At 47.4% G+C, this 18,987-nt stretch carries 15 protein-coding genes; all 15 read left to right on the forward strand.

Features of this window, described 5'->3' with window-relative positions; all coding sequences use genetic code 11:
* Window positions 1–2 precede the first annotated feature (2 nt).
* The 15 genes from tssF (at window position 3) to ADINL_RS02750 (ending at window position 18,967) form a co-directional block, all read left to right on the forward strand.
* On the forward strand, window positions 3–1,826 hold the full coding sequence (tssF, locus tag ADINL_RS02685) for a type VI secretion system baseplate subunit TssF (protein ID WP_036543698.1): 1,824 nt from the start codon (window positions 3–5) through the stop codon (window positions 1,824–1,826).
* Window positions 1,814–2,857: a type VI secretion system baseplate subunit TssG gene (tssG, locus tag ADINL_RS02690; protein ID WP_084154372.1), complete on the forward strand. Its 1,044-nt coding sequence runs from the start codon at window positions 1,814–1,816 to the stop codon at window positions 2,855–2,857. Before tssF ends, tssG begins: the two co-directional genes overlap by 13 nt.
* A gap of 6 nt (window positions 2,858–2,863) precedes the next feature.
* Window positions 2,864–4,540 carry a serine/threonine protein kinase gene (locus ADINL_RS02695; protein WP_084154361.1) on the forward strand — a complete coding sequence of 559 codons (1,677 nt, stop codon included), beginning with the start codon at window positions 2,864–2,866 and terminating at the stop codon, window positions 4,538–4,540.
* Window positions 4,537–7,188, forward strand: coding sequence for a type VI secretion system ATPase TssH (tssH, locus tag ADINL_RS02700; protein WP_036543705.1), 2,652 nt, complete (start codon window positions 4,537–4,539; stop codon window positions 7,186–7,188). The genes ADINL_RS02695 and tssH overlap by 4 nt, the downstream gene beginning before the upstream one ends.
* Window positions 7,185–7,835 carry a hypothetical protein gene (locus ADINL_RS02705; protein WP_036543706.1) on the forward strand — a complete coding sequence of 217 codons (651 nt, stop codon included), beginning with the start codon at window positions 7,185–7,187 and terminating at the stop codon, window positions 7,833–7,835. The genes tssH and ADINL_RS02705 overlap by 4 nt, the downstream gene beginning before the upstream one ends.
* Before the next feature lie 146 nt (window positions 7,836–7,981).
* Window positions 7,982–8,461 (forward strand): Hcp family type VI secretion system effector, encoded by a 480-nt coding sequence (locus ADINL_RS02710; protein WP_036543707.1) that lies wholly within the window; start codon window positions 7,982–7,984, stop codon window positions 8,459–8,461.
* Window positions 8,462–8,560: 99 nt separating this feature from the next.
* Window positions 8,561–10,654 (forward strand): type VI secretion system Vgr family protein, encoded by a 2,094-nt coding sequence (locus tag ADINL_RS02715; RefSeq protein ID WP_036543708.1) that lies wholly within the window; start codon window positions 8,561–8,563, stop codon window positions 10,652–10,654.
* 3 nt (window positions 10,655–10,657) lie between these two features.
* Window positions 10,658–10,921, forward strand: a complete 264-nt coding sequence (locus ADINL_RS16180; protein WP_084154362.1) for a PAAR domain-containing protein — start codon at window positions 10,658–10,660, stop codon at window positions 10,919–10,921.
* A gap of 36 nt (window positions 10,922–10,957) precedes the next feature.
* Complete coding sequence (locus tag ADINL_RS02720) at window positions 10,958–12,256, forward strand: DUF4123 domain-containing protein (protein ID WP_036543709.1); 1,299 nt, start codon at window positions 10,958–10,960, stop codon at window positions 12,254–12,256.
* Window positions 12,243–13,070: a hypothetical protein gene (locus ADINL_RS02725; RefSeq protein ID WP_036543710.1), complete on the forward strand. Its 828-nt coding sequence runs from the start codon at window positions 12,243–12,245 to the stop codon at window positions 13,068–13,070. The genes ADINL_RS02720 and ADINL_RS02725 overlap by 14 nt, the downstream gene beginning before the upstream one ends.
* 55 nt (window positions 13,071–13,125) lie before the next feature.
* Complete coding sequence (locus ADINL_RS02730) at window positions 13,126–13,623, forward strand: hypothetical protein (protein ID WP_152547603.1); 498 nt, start codon at window positions 13,126–13,128, stop codon at window positions 13,621–13,623.
* 29 nt (window positions 13,624–13,652) lie between these two features.
* Window positions 13,653–16,472 (forward strand): toxin VasX, encoded by a 2,820-nt coding sequence (locus tag ADINL_RS02735; RefSeq protein ID WP_036543717.1) that lies wholly within the window; start codon window positions 13,653–13,655, stop codon window positions 16,470–16,472.
* Window positions 16,473–16,497: 25 nt separating this feature from the next.
* Window positions 16,498–17,454, forward strand: a complete 957-nt coding sequence (locus ADINL_RS02740) for a hypothetical protein (protein ID WP_036543719.1) — start codon at window positions 16,498–16,500, stop codon at window positions 17,452–17,454.
* 207 nt (window positions 17,455–17,661) lie between these two features.
* Window positions 17,662–17,985 carry a hypothetical protein gene (locus ADINL_RS02745; RefSeq protein ID WP_152547604.1) on the forward strand — a complete coding sequence of 108 codons (324 nt, stop codon included), beginning with the start codon at window positions 17,662–17,664 and terminating at the stop codon, window positions 17,983–17,985.
* Window positions 17,986–18,010: 25 nt separating this feature from the next.
* Window positions 18,011–18,967: a hypothetical protein gene (locus tag ADINL_RS02750; RefSeq protein WP_036543721.1), complete on the forward strand. Its 957-nt coding sequence runs from the start codon at window positions 18,011–18,013 to the stop codon at window positions 18,965–18,967.
* Window positions 18,968–18,987: the final 20 nt, after the last annotated feature.

Genomic DNA, 18,987 nt, shown 5'->3' on the forward strand with positions numbered 1-18,987 from the left:
CTATGAAAGCAGCATTGATTGATCTTTATCAGAAAGAGCTTAATTATCTGGAGCGAGTGGGTGCAGATCTGGCTCAGAAGTATCCAAAAATAGCTCACCGTTTGCAGTTGAATGAGCCGGGTAGTCGTGATCCACATGTAGAACGTCTGATACAGGCTACAGCGCTATTAAATGCACGTATACGGGCCAAACTTGAAGATGATTACCCTGAACTCAGTCAGGCAATATTTGATTTGATTTACCCGCATTATTTGAAGCCGCTTCCAAGTCATAGTGTGGTGAGCTTTCAGCCATCGTCGGACTTGTCTTCAGTCGTGCAAATCCCCCGGGGCAGTCTGTTGGAGTCTTCTACCTCTACGGAACGCCATTGTCGCTTTACAACACTCTATGATGTCAATGTCATCCCGCTTTCTGTGCAGCAGGCGGTGTTACAGTCAGCTCCGTTTGATGCGCCTCAAATTGCGACAGTGAATCAGATGGCAGCCGTGCTTCAGCTTGGATTTGATTGCTCAGGTCTGGATGCTCAGGCAATGTCAGGTGAGGCCTTGCAGCGCGTTCGAATTTATCTGAATGCACCGAAATATATAGCCTACCAGCTTTATGAGTTGCTGTTCAGTCAAGTCAGTACACTGGCGCTTGCCCGCAGTGCGCTGGATACCCAGCCGATCTGCTTAAGCCCTGATGTCATTAAAGCAGTGGGATTTGCTCCTGAAGAGGCTGCCTGGCATTATTCTGAACAGTCCTTTCCCGGCTATCGTCTTTTATCCGAGTTTTTTGTCTTTCCGGAAAAGTTTCTGTTCGTCGAACTCGATCTTTCAGCATTGCAGCAGTTGATGCCTGAGGGCGACCATTTCAGTGTGTTTTTCTACCTTGATAAAGCCTATGACGATATTGCCCCGCATATTATGCCAGAGCACTTTCAGTTGAACGCGACACCGATTGTGAATCTGTATTCGCAGATGGCTGAGCCCATTCGAATCAGCCACACCCGATCAGTCTATCCTGTTGTTGCAGATGCGCGTAACCGTCAGGATGTTAAAGTGTATTCAATCGAGTCAGCCATGCTGTCAGATGGCAGTGATCGTACGACAGCACTGAGCCGTTTCTTCGACTTCGAAGGCTATGCAGACTACTCCGGACGGCCTTTCTGGCACTTCAGTCATGACCTGAATGAAACCGAGGCATCGGGACCTGAGGCCGGTATATCCTTGCATAACCTGCCGCAAGAGGTACTGAGTTCAAATCGTCATTTGTTGTTACTGGAATGCTGTGTAACCAACGGTGATCTTCCGCATGAACTCTGGAAACTGGGCAAGCTCGCGCATCTGTCGTTATTTGAAGCAAACCCGGGTGTGGCAGGGGCCAGGGTGTGTCTGCCTGTCAAGCCTCAGATTGTGGATTACGATCGTGACGGTCAACACTGGAAACTGGTTTCACACCTGAATCTGAACTATCTCAGTCTTGGCAATGTGTCTGATTCCAGCAGCATACTGAAAGAGATCCTGTCACTTTATGATTTCAAAAACAGCCCGGAGACTCGCAAAATAATCGAGTCGCTGGAGGTGACTGCAATTACGCCCGAAGCCAGACGGATTCTGTCGCCCTCAGGAATGGCTTTTTTCTGTCGTGGCAGTCGATTCAGTCTGCGTCTGGACCCGAATAACTTTCCGGGTAGCAGCCCCTTTCTGTTTTGCACCTTGCTGGAACGTTTTTTATCGATCTATACCAGTATTAATTCGTTTACACAGCTGGATGTTCATCTCAGTCATTCGGAAGAGTTATATCATGCCTGGCCACCCAGGACGGGGGAGCAATGTTTGATCTGAGCGTCTACTTGCGCTATCGCCCGGTTGAGTATGATTTCTACCAGCTGATACGTTTGGCAGAGTGCCTCTATGTGGCTACCCAGCAGCATGCTGCGGGATTATTACCTTCTGATCATCCTCTGGATACTGAGTTTATCCGTTTTACCCAGCAAGCAGATCTGAACTTCAGCACGCAGAGTGTTCTGGCTGTTAACAGTGATCCGGATATGCCCAATAAAAATATCCTCAGTGTAGCTATGTTCGGACTGTTTGGTAGCCAGGGAGTGTTGCCTCCTTTTTATACCGAGCTGATTCACCAGCGTGCCCGTCAGGGTGATGGAGCCTTCCGTGCTTATCTGGATGCCCTGAACAGTCGTACTCTGGCATTCTTGTTCACGGCATGGCATCGCAACCGCTATCCATTTATACATGAGCGGCGGCAGCGCCTCGAGGAAAAATCAGCATTTCGTGGCGAAGATCTGTTATCTGGCTTTTCCGGCACGCATCTTGACCTGTTTCAGCAGAAGCCTGTGCTGCAACAGATTGCCAGTTATTTTTGTGGTTACTTTTCCAACCAGCGTAAGACCTCTGCGGGTTTAAAGGCGATCCTGTCAAAAGTGATGGGTGTTGAAATCAAGATTGGCCAGTTTCACGCACGGCGTTACCAGTTGCCCGAGAGTGAGTGCAATCGACTTGGAAGCAGAGCATCGCGGTTGGGTGTTGATTTTGTTGCGGGACATGAAGTCATTGATGGCAATATGAGTCTGCGTATTACAACCCAACCCTTGAGTTATGCGGTATTTGCTTCGTTACAACCAGGCAGGCCGCTGTATCAACTGGTTGCTTCTGTAACTGAACAGTATCTGGGTATCGGGTTTGATGTTGAGCTGCAGCCCGTGCTGCGCAGCGATGAAGTTCCGGTCGCCACGCTGGGGCAGGATGATTTTACCAATGCAACTCGTTTAGGTTATAATGGATGGCTTGATGGCAGGATGCCGGCAATGGATGCAAACGATGTGTGTTTTACCTTGACCGGACAAACAACAGGATAAGGAAGGATGGAATCCTTAGGACGATATCAGCTTAAAAGGATGTTGGGTGAAGGGGCCATGTCACAGGTTTACCTGGCTTACGATCCCAAACTGCAACGAGAGCTCGCAATCAAACTTCTGAAACCGGAGTTTGCTCAAGATGCGCAGCGCGTAGAACTTTTCCTGAATGAAATTCAGCTCTCAGGCCGTCTTCATCATCCCAATATTGTATCGATATTCGATGTAGGCCAGGTGGATGAAGTCCACTTCATCCTGATGCAGCATTTTGAATCGCGCAATCTTGAATCCTGGCTGGAAGACAATCCTGATCTGAGTATTGAGCAGGCATTGCGAATTGTCGATCAGTTACTTCAGGCTATTGAACATGCCCATGCCAAGGGCATCTATCATCGTGACATCAAGCCCAGCAATATTCTGATCAACGATGAAGGTCTGGTTCAGTTAACGGATTTTGGTGTGGCCTACCTGAATGATTCAGGCGTCACTGATGATGCATTCGTTATTGGCACCCCTTTTTATATGGCACCTGAGCAGTTGCAAGGGCATCGCCCGACGGCGCAGAGTGATCTCTATTCGATAGGGGTTCTGCTGTATTATCTGGTGTTTGGCAAGCTGCCTTTTCAGGCCAGCACCTTGAAGGATCTGGATGATCTTATTCAACGCTCAGAAGTGGATTTGGAGTCGAAGCAGATTCCATCCAGTCTCAAGAAAGTTATCCGCAAACTGTTACATAAAAATCCGGCCTTTCGGTATCAGTCAGCTACTGAGTTGCTTAAGCAGTTGCATGCTTTGCGTACAGAGTTAAAAGATGACGGGCGTGCGTCACATATTCGCATCAGCACGACATGGCGAAATACCGGTCTGGTTGCCCTGTGTTTTGGTATGCTCTGTGCGACCTTGTTGTACCTGACGGTGAATCAGCTCTCATCCAGTTTGCGGAACACCCTGGTTTCCTATGGTGATATGTTCGTGGCACAGATGCATGATCATCTGGCAGAGCCGGTTCTGCTAGGCGACAACGCATCCATGACAGCGATTATTAACCGTTTTTCTGCTGCCGATGAAATTCTGTACGTTCATATCGTGGATAACGAAGGGCGCATCATGGTGTCTACTGATCCGGTTGAACCAGGCAGTTACTATCAGGCACCGCCTGGTTTGGCGCGTTTGCAGCTGGACTCACAATATGATGTTTTTCACTATCCTCTGGATACGTCCGGGTCAGAAATCTACCGTTTCTCCAGTCGAATCCAGTATGCCAACTCTACGTTGGGGCGTCTCTACGTTGGTGTAAAATCAGAAAATCTTGATGGCATCGTCAACAAAACCTTCCTGTATCTATTGAGCTTTATCCTGATGATTTGTGCTCTGGTTGTGGCGGTAGTGTATCTGATTTACCGCTATTTTTTCAGGCAGATAAAGCTCTTGAACGATGCGTTGCAGAGTCTGTATGCGGGGAATTTTTATACCCGTCTAAATGTCGAGAGAAAGGATGAGGTCGGTACATTAAAAGCACAGTTCAATGATTTGGCAGAGCAGTTGGAACACTTCTTTGATCAGCAGCGTGACGCGTTGCCTGTCGATGACCTGAATGCAGCAAGCTCAATTGCAGAGATGGCCGAAGTGCCTATTGAAGCGGATAAAACGGTGATATTGAATCGGAATAAAGGGACTGAAGGATGAATGCAAGGGCTCTGATCGGAAAACTCTCGGACACGTCTCGTCAAGGCGTCGAAGCGGCAGCTTCTGTTGCAGTTGCACATCGGCACTATGCCGTTGAGCTGGAGCATTTGGTGATTGGTTTATTGAGAACTGAATCCAACCAATTGGCCGGACTACTCGCTGCGTATAACCTGAATGCGGTCCGAGTGATTGAAGAGATGGAACGCAATATTGCGCATTTTGATCAGGGCAACAGTCAGTCTCCAGCCTTCTCTCCACGTGTGATCGAAGTCTTTAAAAAAGCCTGGATGCTATCCAGTCTGGAGTATGGTTTTCCAGCCATTGCATCGGCGGCTTGCCTTGTGGTGCTGTTTAAAGATGAGTCTTTGCGTTTATTGATGCTGTCGCGTTGTGCATCATTGCAGCAGGCAGATCTGGACAGGATTGTCCGGGAAGGTCAGCGCTTGGCCCGACATGAATTTACGGCCAAGGGCCATGCAGCTGAAGTGGATATGGCAGAAGCAGCTGGTGTCGAACCGGCTGGTGAAACGCCACCTGCCGCGATGGGCTTTGCAAAACCCTCGGCGCTGGATGCCTACACACTGGATCTTACAGCACGTGCCAGAGCCGGGCATATTGACCCCGTCGTGGGGCGTGAAGCAGAAGTTCGGCAGGTGATTGATATTCTCTGCCGCCGTCGTCAGAACAATCCTATTCTCACCGGCGAAGCGGGTGTTGGTAAAACCTCTATTGTTGAAGGGCTGGCGCAACGTGTTGTGGAAGGGCAGGTTCCTGAAGCATTACAGCAGGTTGTGATCCGCATTCTGGACCTGACGTTGCTGCAGGCGGGAGCGGGTGTTCGAGGTGAGTTTGAGCAGCGCCTCAAGTCGGTGATTGAGGAGGTGAAGCAGTCACCTGTACCGATTATTCTGTTTATCGATGAAGCGCATACGCTGGTGGGTGCCGGAGGGAATGGCGGACAAGGGGACGCAGCGAATATCCTGAAACCCGCATTGGCGCGTGGTGAACTGAGAACGATTGCAGCAACCACCTGGGCTGAATACAAAAAATACTTTGAGAAAGACGCGGCATTGACGCGCCGTTTTCAGGTGGTCAAGGTGGAGGAGCCTTCCATCGAGCAAGCGACTTCCATGCTGCGAGCTGTTGCCGATCGCTTCGAAGAGCATCATGGTGTCATGATTCTGGATGAGGCTATACAGGGGGCGGTCACACTGAGTAAGCGTTACATCAGTGGTCGCCAACTGCCGGATGTGTGTATTTCTTTACTGGATACCGCATGTTCTCGTGTCAGCATGCAATACCAGAGCACACCGTCCCGTCTAGAAGATATTCATGCTGCGATCCAGCAAGTAAGTTTGCAGATCAAAGGGCTTGAGCGGGAGCAGCAGGCATACGCTATAGCTCATCCACATCTGGATTCACTATTGGCTGAGCGGACTCAGCTGGAAACAGAGCGCCTGGAAATCGAGCAGCGCTGGCAGACCGAAAGTGAACTGGTCAATCAGATTGTTGGTGTGCGAGATCAATTGAGCGAAGCATCAGAGGATATTCAGAGCCGTCAGCAACAGCTGAATGACCTGCAGCAACAGCTCCAGTCAATGCAGGGTGAGCAGCCATTGATTCGTCCCCATGTGGACCTGCAGGTGGTGTCTGAAGTGGTGTCGGCCTGGACAGGCATTCCTGCGGGCAAAATGCTGTCTGGTGATGTGCAAAGAGTGATGTCGTTGCGGGATGAGCTGGGTAAGCGCATCGTGGGTCAGGATCATGCACTGGATCGGGTCAGTGAAAGTGTCAGGGTATCGAGTGCCCGTTTGTCTGATCCCCGCCAGCCACTGGCCGTCTTCATGTTTTGTGGCACCAGTGGTGTTGGGAAAACGGAAACAGCGCTGGCACTGGCTGATCTGATGTATGGTGGTGAGCAAAACCTCACCGTCATCAATATGTCTGAATATAAAGAAGAACATAAGGTTTCGCTGTTGATGGGATCGCCTCCAGGCTATGTCGGATATGGTGAAGGTGGCGTGCTGACCGAGGCTGTGCGGCGTAAGCCTTATAGCGTAGTGCTCCTGGATGAAATTGAAAAAGCACATCCGGGCATTCAGGATATTTTCTACCAGGTGTTTGATAAAGGAACATTAAAGGACGGTGAAGGCCGAGATATCGATTTCCGTAACACTCTGATTATCATGACCTCCAATGCAGGTACTGAAACCCTGGCGGGGCTGGCCGCTGATCCTGAGACATTACCGGATGGCGAACAGCTGGAATCCCTGATCAAGCCGGAATTGCTGCGCTACTTTAAACCGGCATTTTTGGGGCGTCTGCGAATTATTCCTTATCTGCCGCTTCAGGATGAAGCCATGACGGGCATTGTACGTTTGCAGTTGAACAAAATTGTGCAGCGTCTTGCACAGGAGCACGACATTCAGTTGAGCTTCGATGACCAACTGTTGCGGAATATTGTCTCGCGCTGCAAAGAGGTGGATACAGGCGCTCGTAACGCCATTCATATCATCAGCAAACAAATACTGCCCGCCTTGTCGTTGGTGTTGCTCAATGCCTTGACTGAAGAACAGTCATTGAATGCGCTGCATCTTTCTGTGGATGAGTCGGGGCAGTTTCTGGTGCAACGAGGTGAATCATCATGAGTTGGATCGGGTCCCAATATCTCCAGGCATGCTTGCTGTTTATGATCGCTACGCCGTTGTTTGCCGGGACAGATAACTTTCGCTTTGCACTGCCTGAAAGCTATCAACCTTTCAGCATGACGGCTCACGCAGTGCACCATGGAAATGCCCTGGTCATGATGCCTGAGCAGGTGAGTGCCCCCTGGCAGGCATCGGGCTTTCGTAATATTCGTGTACTGGTATTGACCGACTCACCAGAGGCTGCAGGTTTTTCGCTGAATGCTCAGGGTATTCGTGCGTATGCCAGCTCTATTCTGAACAATCTGTCATCTGATTGTGAGCAGGCAACCGTGAACGTGGGTTCTGCAGTGCAATTACCAGGGGGGCTGGGCATCGATTGGCGCCGTCATTGTCGTTCTCTGTCCGCCGATGGTATGTACCTGGCCGAGCAGGGGCGCTTGTTCTTCTCGAATACGGGCGTTTACGGTTTAAGCCAGTTTGGTTTCAGTCGTAACAGTCAAGCCAGCATGGCTGAAGCTGAACGCCATTGGTTTGCAAAATTTGTATTCAATTCAAATTTTTGCAGCAGTGGCATCAATTGTGGTGATGAGGGCTACTTCAAACATTGGGTTGAATATCAGCCAGTAGCACTCAGCACTTCTGAATAAATCTGTTTTTTTGTTGCGATTGCAACAGAAAGGTGGGTTTTGTATGGGTACATGTTGAGGAAGTCGTGTATCTGTGAGTCGTGTTATCTGACCGGAGTTAGCTTCTGTCGGATAACATTTTAAATGCAAACTAAAAGGATGTTTACATGGCTATATATCTTAAGATTGATGGCGTTGAAGGTGATGTAACTGAATCAACTCATACTAATTGGGTTGAATGTGACTCCATGGAATGGAGCGTCAGTCGCGCGCTCTCGACTAAACCTGGACAGGGTAAAGATCGTGAATCCACCTCTCCAAGCATTGGTGAGATTACGCTGACAACTAAGATGGATAAAACCTCTCCTATCTTCTTCTCTGAAGCTTGTGTAGGGCAGGGTAAAACAGCGCTGATTCATTTGGTTCAAACCAGTCCAAACGGTATTGAAACCTACATGGAATATACCTTGACCAATACTTTGGTCAGTGGATACAAGCTGACTGCGGATGAAAATAATCGTCCACAGGAAACTGTAACACTGAACTTCACCAAGGTAGAAATGAAGTATACCCCATGGGATGAGTCACATCGCCCAGAAGGCAGTGTCCCTGCAGGCTACGATATCGCACTGGGCGTTAAGCTCTGATCGATATGGAATGCCAGCCGTAGTACGTTGCCTAGCGGCAAGGTGCTACGGCGCTTATGCTAACCACAACGTTAACGATGTGCTTGATAAGGGATTACTATGGCTCTTTTTACCCAACAGGATAGGCTCCTGGCTATTAATACCCCACTGGGTCAGGATGTCTTGCTACTCACGCGATTAGAAGGTCAGGAGAATATTTCGGCTCTCTATTCCTTCGAAGTCGAACTCTATTCTGCCAGTACTCAGATCGCAGCTGAAAAAATTGTTGGGGAAAACGTTACCCTGAATATTATGCAGGCAGACACCCTGGGAGTGCGATCCGGAGGGTATCGACATATCAATGGATATATCCGGCGATTCCGTGGGGAAGGTGAGCAGTTACAGGGATTGCGTCGTTATACCGCAGAAGTGGTGCCCTGGTTATGGTTCTTGACACAAACCAGTGACTCGAAAATTTTTCAGAATAAAGATATTAAACAGATCGCCACAGAGATCTTTTCTGAAAATGGATTTACCGATTTTGAATTTCGCCTGATCGGACAGCATCCGGTCAGGGAATACTGTGTGCAATATCAGGAAAGTGACTTTACGTTTTTATCACGCCTGTTTGAAGAAGAAGGTATCTTCTATTATTTTCGTCATGAAAAGGACAAGCATACCCTGATCCTTGCAGATCATAATGGCGCGTATGAATCCTGTGACGAATCTTCAGTCAGCTATCGAGCAGGTTCGCTTTCAGCGCACACCATTCATGCCTGGACACATCAGTATGAGTTTCGCACTGGCCGTTACGCCAAACGAGACTATGACTTCACCAAACCATCCGACCGGTTACAGACAGGCATGGCGGCCGACATCCCATTACCGGGTGTCAAACGCTTCGAACATTTTATTTACCCTGGCCGCTATGAAGACAAAAGTTTTGGTGATCAGCTGACGCGTTTGCGCGTGGAGCAGGATGAAGCCAGTCATGATCAGGTCAAGGGTGAAAGTGGCTGCCGCAGTTTTACACCGGGACACAGCTTTACCCTGAATCGGCATGATGATGCGCCAGAAGAGATGGATGACTATGTTCTGCTGGGAGTGCATCACTTTGTCAGTGACTACAGCTACACCAGTCAGGATGAGGTCGAGCGTGAATATCGCAATGTATTTCGGGCCATGCCAGCATCACGGGTCTACCGTCCTGCGATGATTACCGGCTGGCCAAAAATGCAGGGGCCTCAGAATGCTGTTGTTGTCGGACCAGCGGGTGAAGAAATTTATACCGATAACTACGGCCGGGTAAAGATCCAGTTCCCCTGGGACCGCTATGGCCAGTACAACGAAAACAGTTCCTGCTGGGTACGCATGAGCAACAACTGGGCTGGCAAAAACTGGGGTGGCGTCTTTATTCCACGCATTGGCCAGGAAGTTATTGTCGACTTCTACGACGGCAATCCGGATCGACCCATCATTACGGGTCGTGTCTACAATGCCGAGCAGATGCCACCGAACACCTTACCTGCCCAAAAAACCCGCATGACCCTGCGCAGTGATACGCATAAAGGAGACGGGTTTAATGAGCTTACATTTGAGGATGAGGCGGGAGAGGAACAAATCTACCTGCATGCGCAAAAAGACCACAACACAGTCATTCTAAATGATGAAACCCATCAAATAGGGCGAGACCGTGCAAAATCAGTGGGTCAGAATCAGTCAGAACGCATTGGTAATGACAAGAAAATCACTGTCGGCAATGATCATACGGAAACGATTGGTAATGATGCGCGTCACTCCATCGGTCGTGATGTTCATTATGATGTGGGGCGTACACAGCAAGAAAATTATGGCAAGGATCATATTGAAAGTGTTGGCAATATTCTAAAACAGAATATACATGCAGATCATCTCTACCAGACAGGCCGCAATTACGAAGGACGGGTTAATGGCACTTACACACTGGATGTAGGCAGCAAAATAACCACGAATACAGGTGTTCATCACCTTCAGGCATTCGAAAAATTTATCATCTCGGGCCCATCAGGAAAAATTATTCTTGATGGTTCGGGAATTACCCTGGAAGCACCCAATATTCGCTTAAAAGGTGCAGTCTCAATGGGAGGCAGCGGTAGTTCTCAAGTGCCAACATTGAACCTGGCGGCTAACGAAATACTGCCAATATGCGAAGAGTGTGAAAAGAAAAAGAGGTAAACCATGTTGCCAATTGCGCGTGTTGGAGATGCTCATGTCTGCCCTAAAAAAGGTCATGGTAGAGGGACTATTGTCAGTGGAGGGAGCGGCATAGTAGAGGGCAAAGCTGTTGCCCGAGTTGGGGATAAAATATCCTGTGGATGCGTCATCGTTCAAGGAGCACCCAATTCATTGGACGATGGTCAACCCATTGCTTATTTAGGATGTAAAACCTCAGGTGGTGGCCAAATAGTCTCTGGTGCTACACACAGTAAGGTTCAGCCTTAATGAACCCTATTCTCTGACTGTAAAGGAATACCCGTGATGAACTATATCCCTTGGGTAGGGCAGTGTTTCTTGAGAGCGCTGAGTATTGATGACAGAAACAGTTATGTTGTTTTGGCAGCGGTCTGGGCTGCAGATCGGGAGAGCTTTCTGGAAGCAGCACGAGACGCCCTGGCGAGTCAGCATTATACCCTCTACTGGGCAGATAACGTCATGCCTGCAAATCAGTGGATTCGACAGCAGGGCCCAGACCCTGAAGCGATTTCACTCGCCAGACGGGTATCACCTGAGCATCCTGTTGAACTAGGCGAAGTACAGCGTCATCAAAAAGACACAACAGATATCAAAACTGAAGACTGGCTCAAACATCAAGTATTAGGCAAGGTTAAACCGCTGGATGCACAGCTCGGCACGTTAGATCCATTGAGTGTACCTCCGTCGCTCCATCCGTATTTATTTGAAGTTTCACCGCCATCACTAGCAGAGCAAGATCTGTATAAAAATCAGCCCCAGGTGCCACCACTACGAACGTATGCTGTTTTAGATACTTCCCGTGTTCCGTTGCTGTTAGAAAGGCTGGAAGAGGCTAATTTGCCTTTTCAATGTCTTTTTAAAGGGGATGCAGAAGAAAGTCTGAAGACGGCTGCCCCTTACCTTGTCGAACTGAAAGAAAATCATAAGTTTACCCGTCAACTTTTCAGTAAAACAGGCATGGCATCCGATCTATGGGATAGATATCCAGGCGTTTATTTCCGCTCTAGAGCACTTATTGATCAGTTGGCAACGCATTTCAGGCGTTTTACGAAGGTAAAAAATGAACAGGGTAAGTGGTTGTTCTACCGTTTTTGGGACAGTAACTTTTTTTTAGTGGTGTTAAAGCAATTATCCCCTGCAAAGGGGCTGGCTATTATGCCACCACATTTAATTCACTCAATGCTGTGTATTTCCATGGATGGTATCGATTTCTTTAAGACCCAGTCTTTGGAAAATATACCTAACGTGGGCTGTGAATTAATTCTGGATGACACCTTATATGCTGAATTACATAAACGCAGCCTGGAGTTGTTTGTTTATCGGTTGCGTCAGCAGTACGTCGATGAAAAGGGCATGAATGAAGATTTATTTTCAGATGTGATGAGTTCGGTAGAGCTTTATCAGTTTGGAGAGCGAGAAACTATCCGAAAAATATTCGACTATGCGTTAGCCCATGATGAAAACCTGTTGGGCAAAGAAGAGCTGACAGAGGAGCTGACTGAAAAACAGTCAATGCCTGATTCTATTCGCTTAGGCCGATTAATGATTAAAGTAAATCGGAGTGCTTCTCATGACGCGCCCTAGAGTGAATCAGTCAATAGCAAAATGTCCAGGCCCTTGCGATATCGCTATTCCCATTGTCTACCCCAATCAGCCGATCACGATTCCGGTGGCTGCTGTGCGCGAGCAAATACCTTTTGAGGGCATTGACGTAGAAGCCAGTATGCGAGCAACGTTTACTGACCCGGACTCATCACCGCCACTATCTATTCAGAGTGTAAGGGCTCAGGGGCCTGCGGTCATTGGGTTGGGTCATGCAGGAATAGCCATTATCAATGGAGTTTCAGGGGCCGTAGCATACTTTGAATATGGTAGATATGATGGCGCTAGAGGTTTTGGCCGAGTTAGAGAGGTGGCTTTGTCTCCATCAACTATCACCTTTGATGATAGTAATAAACCAGATTCAGCAAGTTTTGCATCTTTATTAAGGTCATTGGCGCAAACCAATAACCCGACAGCGGGTTATGACTTTGAGGCCGTTTACATTGAACTACCCAATGGTGCATTTGATATTATGAAGGCATTTGCAGAGCAAAGGCGGCAGCAGATAGAAGAAGGGCCTGAAGGTGGTGCTCAGCCCTATAATGTTGCTAATAATCATTGCTTTACCTTTGCGATGGAAGTGATATCGGAAGTGGGGGTAGGCTTTAATATACGACAAGCGAATCCCCTGAACCTAAAGCTTCAAGGTGGCAATTTTTTAACGCGAGGGGCCGTGTCTACCTTCGCACCAACTTTTGAAGTGCCGGCGCGGCAAATGCGGGCACTACAAACTCAGTACCCTGCTTTGAACGTGAGTAATGAAGGAAGGATTACCAATGGTTTTCAATTTCCGTAGCATCATACCTGTCAGGTATAGGCAGTGCCTTACCCTGATGTGTATAACAGTAACAATGAGTGGTTTATTGGGTTGTACCTTTACCCGTAATGATGCAGAGAAAGTAAAACCAAATTTAGAAGAGGCTCCTATGGCTGAACAGTGCTTTACAAACTATGTTAAACACCCCAATGAAATGGATTTTTATGAAGAGACGTTAGCAGAGACGCGTGCAGAGTTAGCATCCCAATGGCAACGTACTATTCCGGATAATTTGATGTTGATTGGTGGGCTGGATATGTTTGGCTTGGCACGTTTCTGCCAACTCTCTAATACAACCCCAGAACTTTTTGAAGGGGAGTATGTTGATCCCAGATTCTGGATTAAAGGTACCTTCCGTTATCAGCACCCTGAAGGGTTGCCCATGCCAGAAGATATTTTCAACCAGTACTATATGTCTGATTACACGGGTGAAAGCTTAATACTTTACTCACGGCCTGATCATAGAAAACGCTTTCATCTGGTACCGGTCGACATCATCAACTTTCCAATACCTGGACAAGATCAAGACTAACGCTATCTAAACAAGGAAGAATAGACGCTATGGCAAAAACAAACGACAGCATCGCATACTGCGATCCACGAAAAATAATTCCCATTATTCCCTGTCGTTATGTGGTGTCAGACGAGATATTGTTAACGAATCTGGATGATTTGCCCGAGGCTTTGCAAGCACCTACAGGGATCGGAAACGCGCCGCATCATCAAATTGCTTCTATACGACAAGGTTACATCTATATTCACGGCCACTTAAGCTTTAATAGTGAAGACTGCACCGATAAGAAGAGCCACTGGTTAATCTTTCGCTATCAAACCCGTGCGGATGACTGTAACTCGAATGACGAGCCAACTGCCTGCGCCAGTACCTTTCAGTATTACCAATATACCTGGAAAAATGGCACACCACGGAGTGAGTGGGTAGCTCATCCAATGACATCCGAACCCTATGCCTACGTCAACATGGCGGCGATGGACACCTATATTGCCTACAGTGAAGAGCGCTGGCCTGCGTATATGTTTGAGGAGATCGAGCGTAATCCTGGTTGGCGCGATAAGGTGATGCAACCCTTAACATTGCATGAGGAGGACGGTACGGATCCTCATGTCATGACGCTGGATAATTTGCAAACCCTGGTCGAAGACTATAAAGACATTGCCCCGGAAGAGCGCGAGGCTAATGTGCTTCGCCATACGGCGATCGGTCAACTGGATATCAGCCCCTTCGAACAAATGAAACACAGCGACAACGAACATATTCGAGAGCGCTATGAATATGCACGCATCGTGGCGATTCAAGACACCCTGGGTGAGGCAAAAGACCTGCTGCGTGTACTGGAAATTGAAGAGGCCAATATCCAATACTATGAAACAGAGCATCACTACGCTCTTACGACGGCTAAAGCTATTGCTGCCGTTGATAAATTAGAGCAGTCGATTCATAGACGATATGTCGATCCGGGAATACAGCTATGGAACAACATTACTTATGCTACCCGGAAAGTATTTAGCTCAGATCCATTTAACCGATCAGCTGATGAGCAACGACATCAATTCGCGGCCTACGGCATAGAGCAACGTCAAAAGTACCAACGGCTTGCGGATTACTGGAAAACCTTGGATCAACGCCCTAATGTACATGAACCCGCCAAACTGGCGCTGCAGGGTGCTGAGCAGAGACGTTGCGAAGATTGCCTTGGCTTTGTCGCCAGTCAGTTAAGTGCTTATGTCTCTGGTGTCAAACTAAATGCATTAACTCCATTGGCTGTATACGAAAAACTCAGTCTGGATGAGATAGAAGGAGAAAGCTCAGATGCTTCGGAATGGGCTACACTCTTCGCTGGCATGATCTCAGTGGCTTCCGAAATGGTGAATCAACTGGGCGATTCAACGGTCATCGAACGGGTGCAGCAAGTATTCTTTAATGTGTACACTGAAGTGGCTACAACGCTCTTTCATGGGAATAGTCGTATACAACTCTCACGCTTGGAAACACTCGCGGGTGTGGTAGAGCGAAGAGTTCGCATTCCCACCAGTGACTTAAATAGTCAAATACACCAACACTATGAAAAATTTCTAACAGGCCAGTCATCAAACCTGTTCGCCTCGTCAGATGGGCAGCCGCCTAATGGCAGAAACAGCGGTCTACATCAGCAGACACATCGTTTTGGCAGTATCAACGTAACCACCTATGACTATGTGACGGATACCGCAGCAGGTAGAGCGAGTGCCGGGCTATCGGGCATTGCCCTGGCCCTGGCCCTCTTCAGTGCCCAAAAAACCATTAAAGACTGGCACGACCATCACCGATTTGATGCACGATCCAAAGCCGGAGCAATCGCCAACCTGCCTGCAGTACAGCTCAGCGTCGCCTTCAGCTCCGTCGTTGCCAGTTACAGCAGCCTAAGAGCCGAAGCCACCTTCATCCGCGCCAGCCAAGGTGCAGCCCAACTCGCCACCCGCTTCGCCACCTATGCCATAGCTGGGTTACCGGGTAGAGGTTATGTACTTCCTCAACGACCCAATCTGGGGATCTCGAGTACTCAGATGGCATTGAGAGCACAGCAAGCCAGAATGTTAGGAGGAATAGGCCTGGTGGTTGGCTTACTCATTTCTGCCGGGCAAGCATGGGAGGGAAAAGTCCGTGAAGATTATGCCCTGATGACAGGACATGCGTTGCAAGGAGCGGGTGGCTTGATGCTATCAGCATCACTGCTAGGCTCTCTGGCGGGTAGTAAAATTACTGCGTTAGCTATTGTTGGCAAAGCTGTTGCTGCTGTTGCCTGGCCTTTAGTCATTATAGGGGGCGTGCTCCTTGCAATCGGACTGGTCTTCACTGCCTCTCGCCGAACGGACTTGGAACAATGGATCTCTGAAGGATTTTGGGGGAGTAGTAAGGAGTATTGGGGAAATGATAGATATGATGCCATTCAAGATCAGTTAGAGAAGTCGAAAGAGCTTTTTAACTCGTCGGAGCTAGAGGTTTTTTTTAATAATGAAATGCGCTCCTTCGAGAAGCTGGTCTGGCCGATTAACGCTTCACAAATAGATGAAGACGATCTGGTTGCAAAGGTTGAGTTTCAAGGCCTTACGGATGAAGCTGACTTAGCACATTTATCTATCAGCCTAGAAAACTATCAGCCCCGCGGAGCTCATGGCATGATGACAGGTGCATCAAGCTGGGCACGGATTCAAAGTCATCGAATACGTCGAGAATGGGTGGGACCTGGTATCGCGTGGTTAGATTTATCTGCTTATGCTGACGAGCAGAAACTTCGTATAACCGTTAGTTTTGATCGCTTGATGCCAGATGGTGAACCGCAGCGATTTACCATGATTGCACCACTGGAAATTACCCTTAACTGATACGAATGCTAATTAGGACTGTCCAATGTCGTTAACACCATCTGAACTGATACCCAATCCTACCGAAAATCCGGATGTGATTGAGGCATTAAATCTGTCCATTACAAAGGTCGATGATGATGTGATTGAAATCCCCCATATGACCGCAATGGGTGCTAATACGTTTTTTAAGATGGTTTTTATTGCGTTAATGTTGGGAAGTGCTGCGGCGTATAATCCTGGTTGGTTTTCTTCTAATGGAGAGCCAGGGGTGGCATATAAATCAATTCATCGAATGTTTACTTGGGAGGAATCTTTTAAAAGATCATTTAGCTCTGCTGAGGATCCAAATAATCCAGGATATACAAGATCTGGTCGTTCTTATGATGAATTTATGGCAGGAATGCTTGATCGCCATGGCAGAGGTATAGGTTCTGGTCTATTTGCCATAGGCTTTCTTCTGGCAACCTGGATTTTATTAAATATAGCGATTGCAAACCCCGTAAGAATTGATCGCAAGCGTCGTATTATGTATACCTGGATACACGGTCAGTTTGCATGCATCCAGTTTCCTTCTAATATTGATCAACCTATGCAGGTTGTTGAAGCTCATGTACCTATGCGAGATAAGGCAAACGATCTTTATAATATGACAGGGCCTTTAAATCTATGGTTGCCCTATCCCAAAAAAAATAAAAATGTAATCGTTAGCTTAGGTGCCAATCATGGATTGTTTAACGCAATGGTCTTAGGGCAACCTTATTACCTACAAGACTTTCTGAATGATTACCTGGCTAATCCCAATCCGAAATGGCTGGATCAGCTGGGTCCTAAGCGAAAGCCTAAATATGTACACCCACTCAATTACTTGTTATTTCATTTCTCGCGCTTACAGTTTTTGCCACAATTTCCGTTCAAGAAACGCAAAACGGAAAAAGCGATTGAAGCGTTTATGAAGAATCCACGTACGAAGCTATATGATGAATATGTGCCGTATCGTTAGTGTTTGTAGATGAAGCTAACTCTACCGAGGAGCATCCTTGCCTCATCCGTGACCGTCTGCCGTCAGGACGACGGCAGTCGAGCGTGTCAGGGATGACCTTGAAGCGGGTCACGGATGAGGGGAGGATGCTTCGTAGCATAAGTTTTTAGACGCTTCTTCAATCAAGAAATGCGAGCCTTCGAAAAACTAGTCTGGCCAATAATCGCCGTGCAAATCGAAGACAGTTTGGTTATCAAAGTGGAGTTTCAAGGCCTCATGGATGAGGCTGATTTAGCACAATTATCCATCAGCTTAGAAAACTACCAGCCCCGCGGAGCGCATGGCATGATGACAGGTGCATCAAGCTGGGCACGGATTCAAAGCCATCGGATACGTCGGGAATGGGTGGGGCCTGGTATCGCGTGGTTAGATTTATCTGCTTATGCTGACGAGCAGAAACTTCGCTTAACCGTGAGTTTTGATCGCTTGATGCCAGATGGTGAACCGCAGCGATTTACCATGATTGCACCACTGGAAATTCCCCTTAACTGATACAAATGCTAATTAGGACTGTCCAATGTCGTTAACACCATCTGAACTGATACCCAATCCTACTGAAAATCCAGATGTGATTGAGGCATTAAATCTATCCATTACAAAGATCGATGACGATGTGATTGAAATTCCCCATATGACCGCAATGGGTGCGAATACGTTTTTTAAGATGGTTTTTATAGCGTTAATGCTAGGCAGTGCAGCAGCATATAATCCTGGTTGGTTTTCTTCCGATGGAAAGCCTGGAGTGGCTTATGCTGCTATATATAAAATGTTTAATCGTGAAGAAAGTATATTATCCTCTTTTTCACGTTCTGAAGACAAAAATAATCCTGGATATACACGAACTGGCATGTCTTATGAAAATTTTAAGTTAGATATGCTCGAACGCCATGGCAGAGGCATAGGTTCTGGCCTCTTTGCCATAGGTTTTTTATTGGGAACCTGGATTTTATTAAATATAGCGATTGCAAACCCTGTCAGGATTGATCGCAAGCGTCGCATTATGTACACCTGGATCCACGGTCAATTTGCATGCATCCAGTTTCCTTCTAATATCGATCAACCTATGCAGGTTGTTGAAGCTCATGTACCTATGCGAGATAAGGCAAACGATCTTTATAATATGACAGGGCCTTTAAATCTATGGTTGCCCTATCCCAAAAAAAATAAAAATGTAATCGTTAGCTTAGGTGCCAATCATGGATTGTTTAATGCAATGGTCTTAGGGCAGCCTTATTACCTACAAGACTTTCTGAATGATTACCTAGCTAGCCCCAATCCGAAATGGCTGGATCAGCTGGGTCCTAAGCGAAAGCCTAAATATGTACACCCACTCAACTATTTTTTATTTCATTTCTCGCGCTTACAGTTTTTACCTCAGTTTCCGTTCAAAAAACGAAAAACGGAAAAAGCGATTGAAGCGTTTATGAAGAATCCACGTACGAAACTGTATGATGAGTATGTGCCGTATCGTTAGTATTTGTAGATGAAGCTAAC

Origin of the sequence: Nitrincola lacisaponensis (assembly GCF_000691225.1) — a bacterium.
Taxonomy (GTDB): domain Bacteria; phylum Pseudomonadota; class Gammaproteobacteria; order Pseudomonadales; family Balneatricaceae; genus Nitrincola; species Nitrincola lacisaponensis.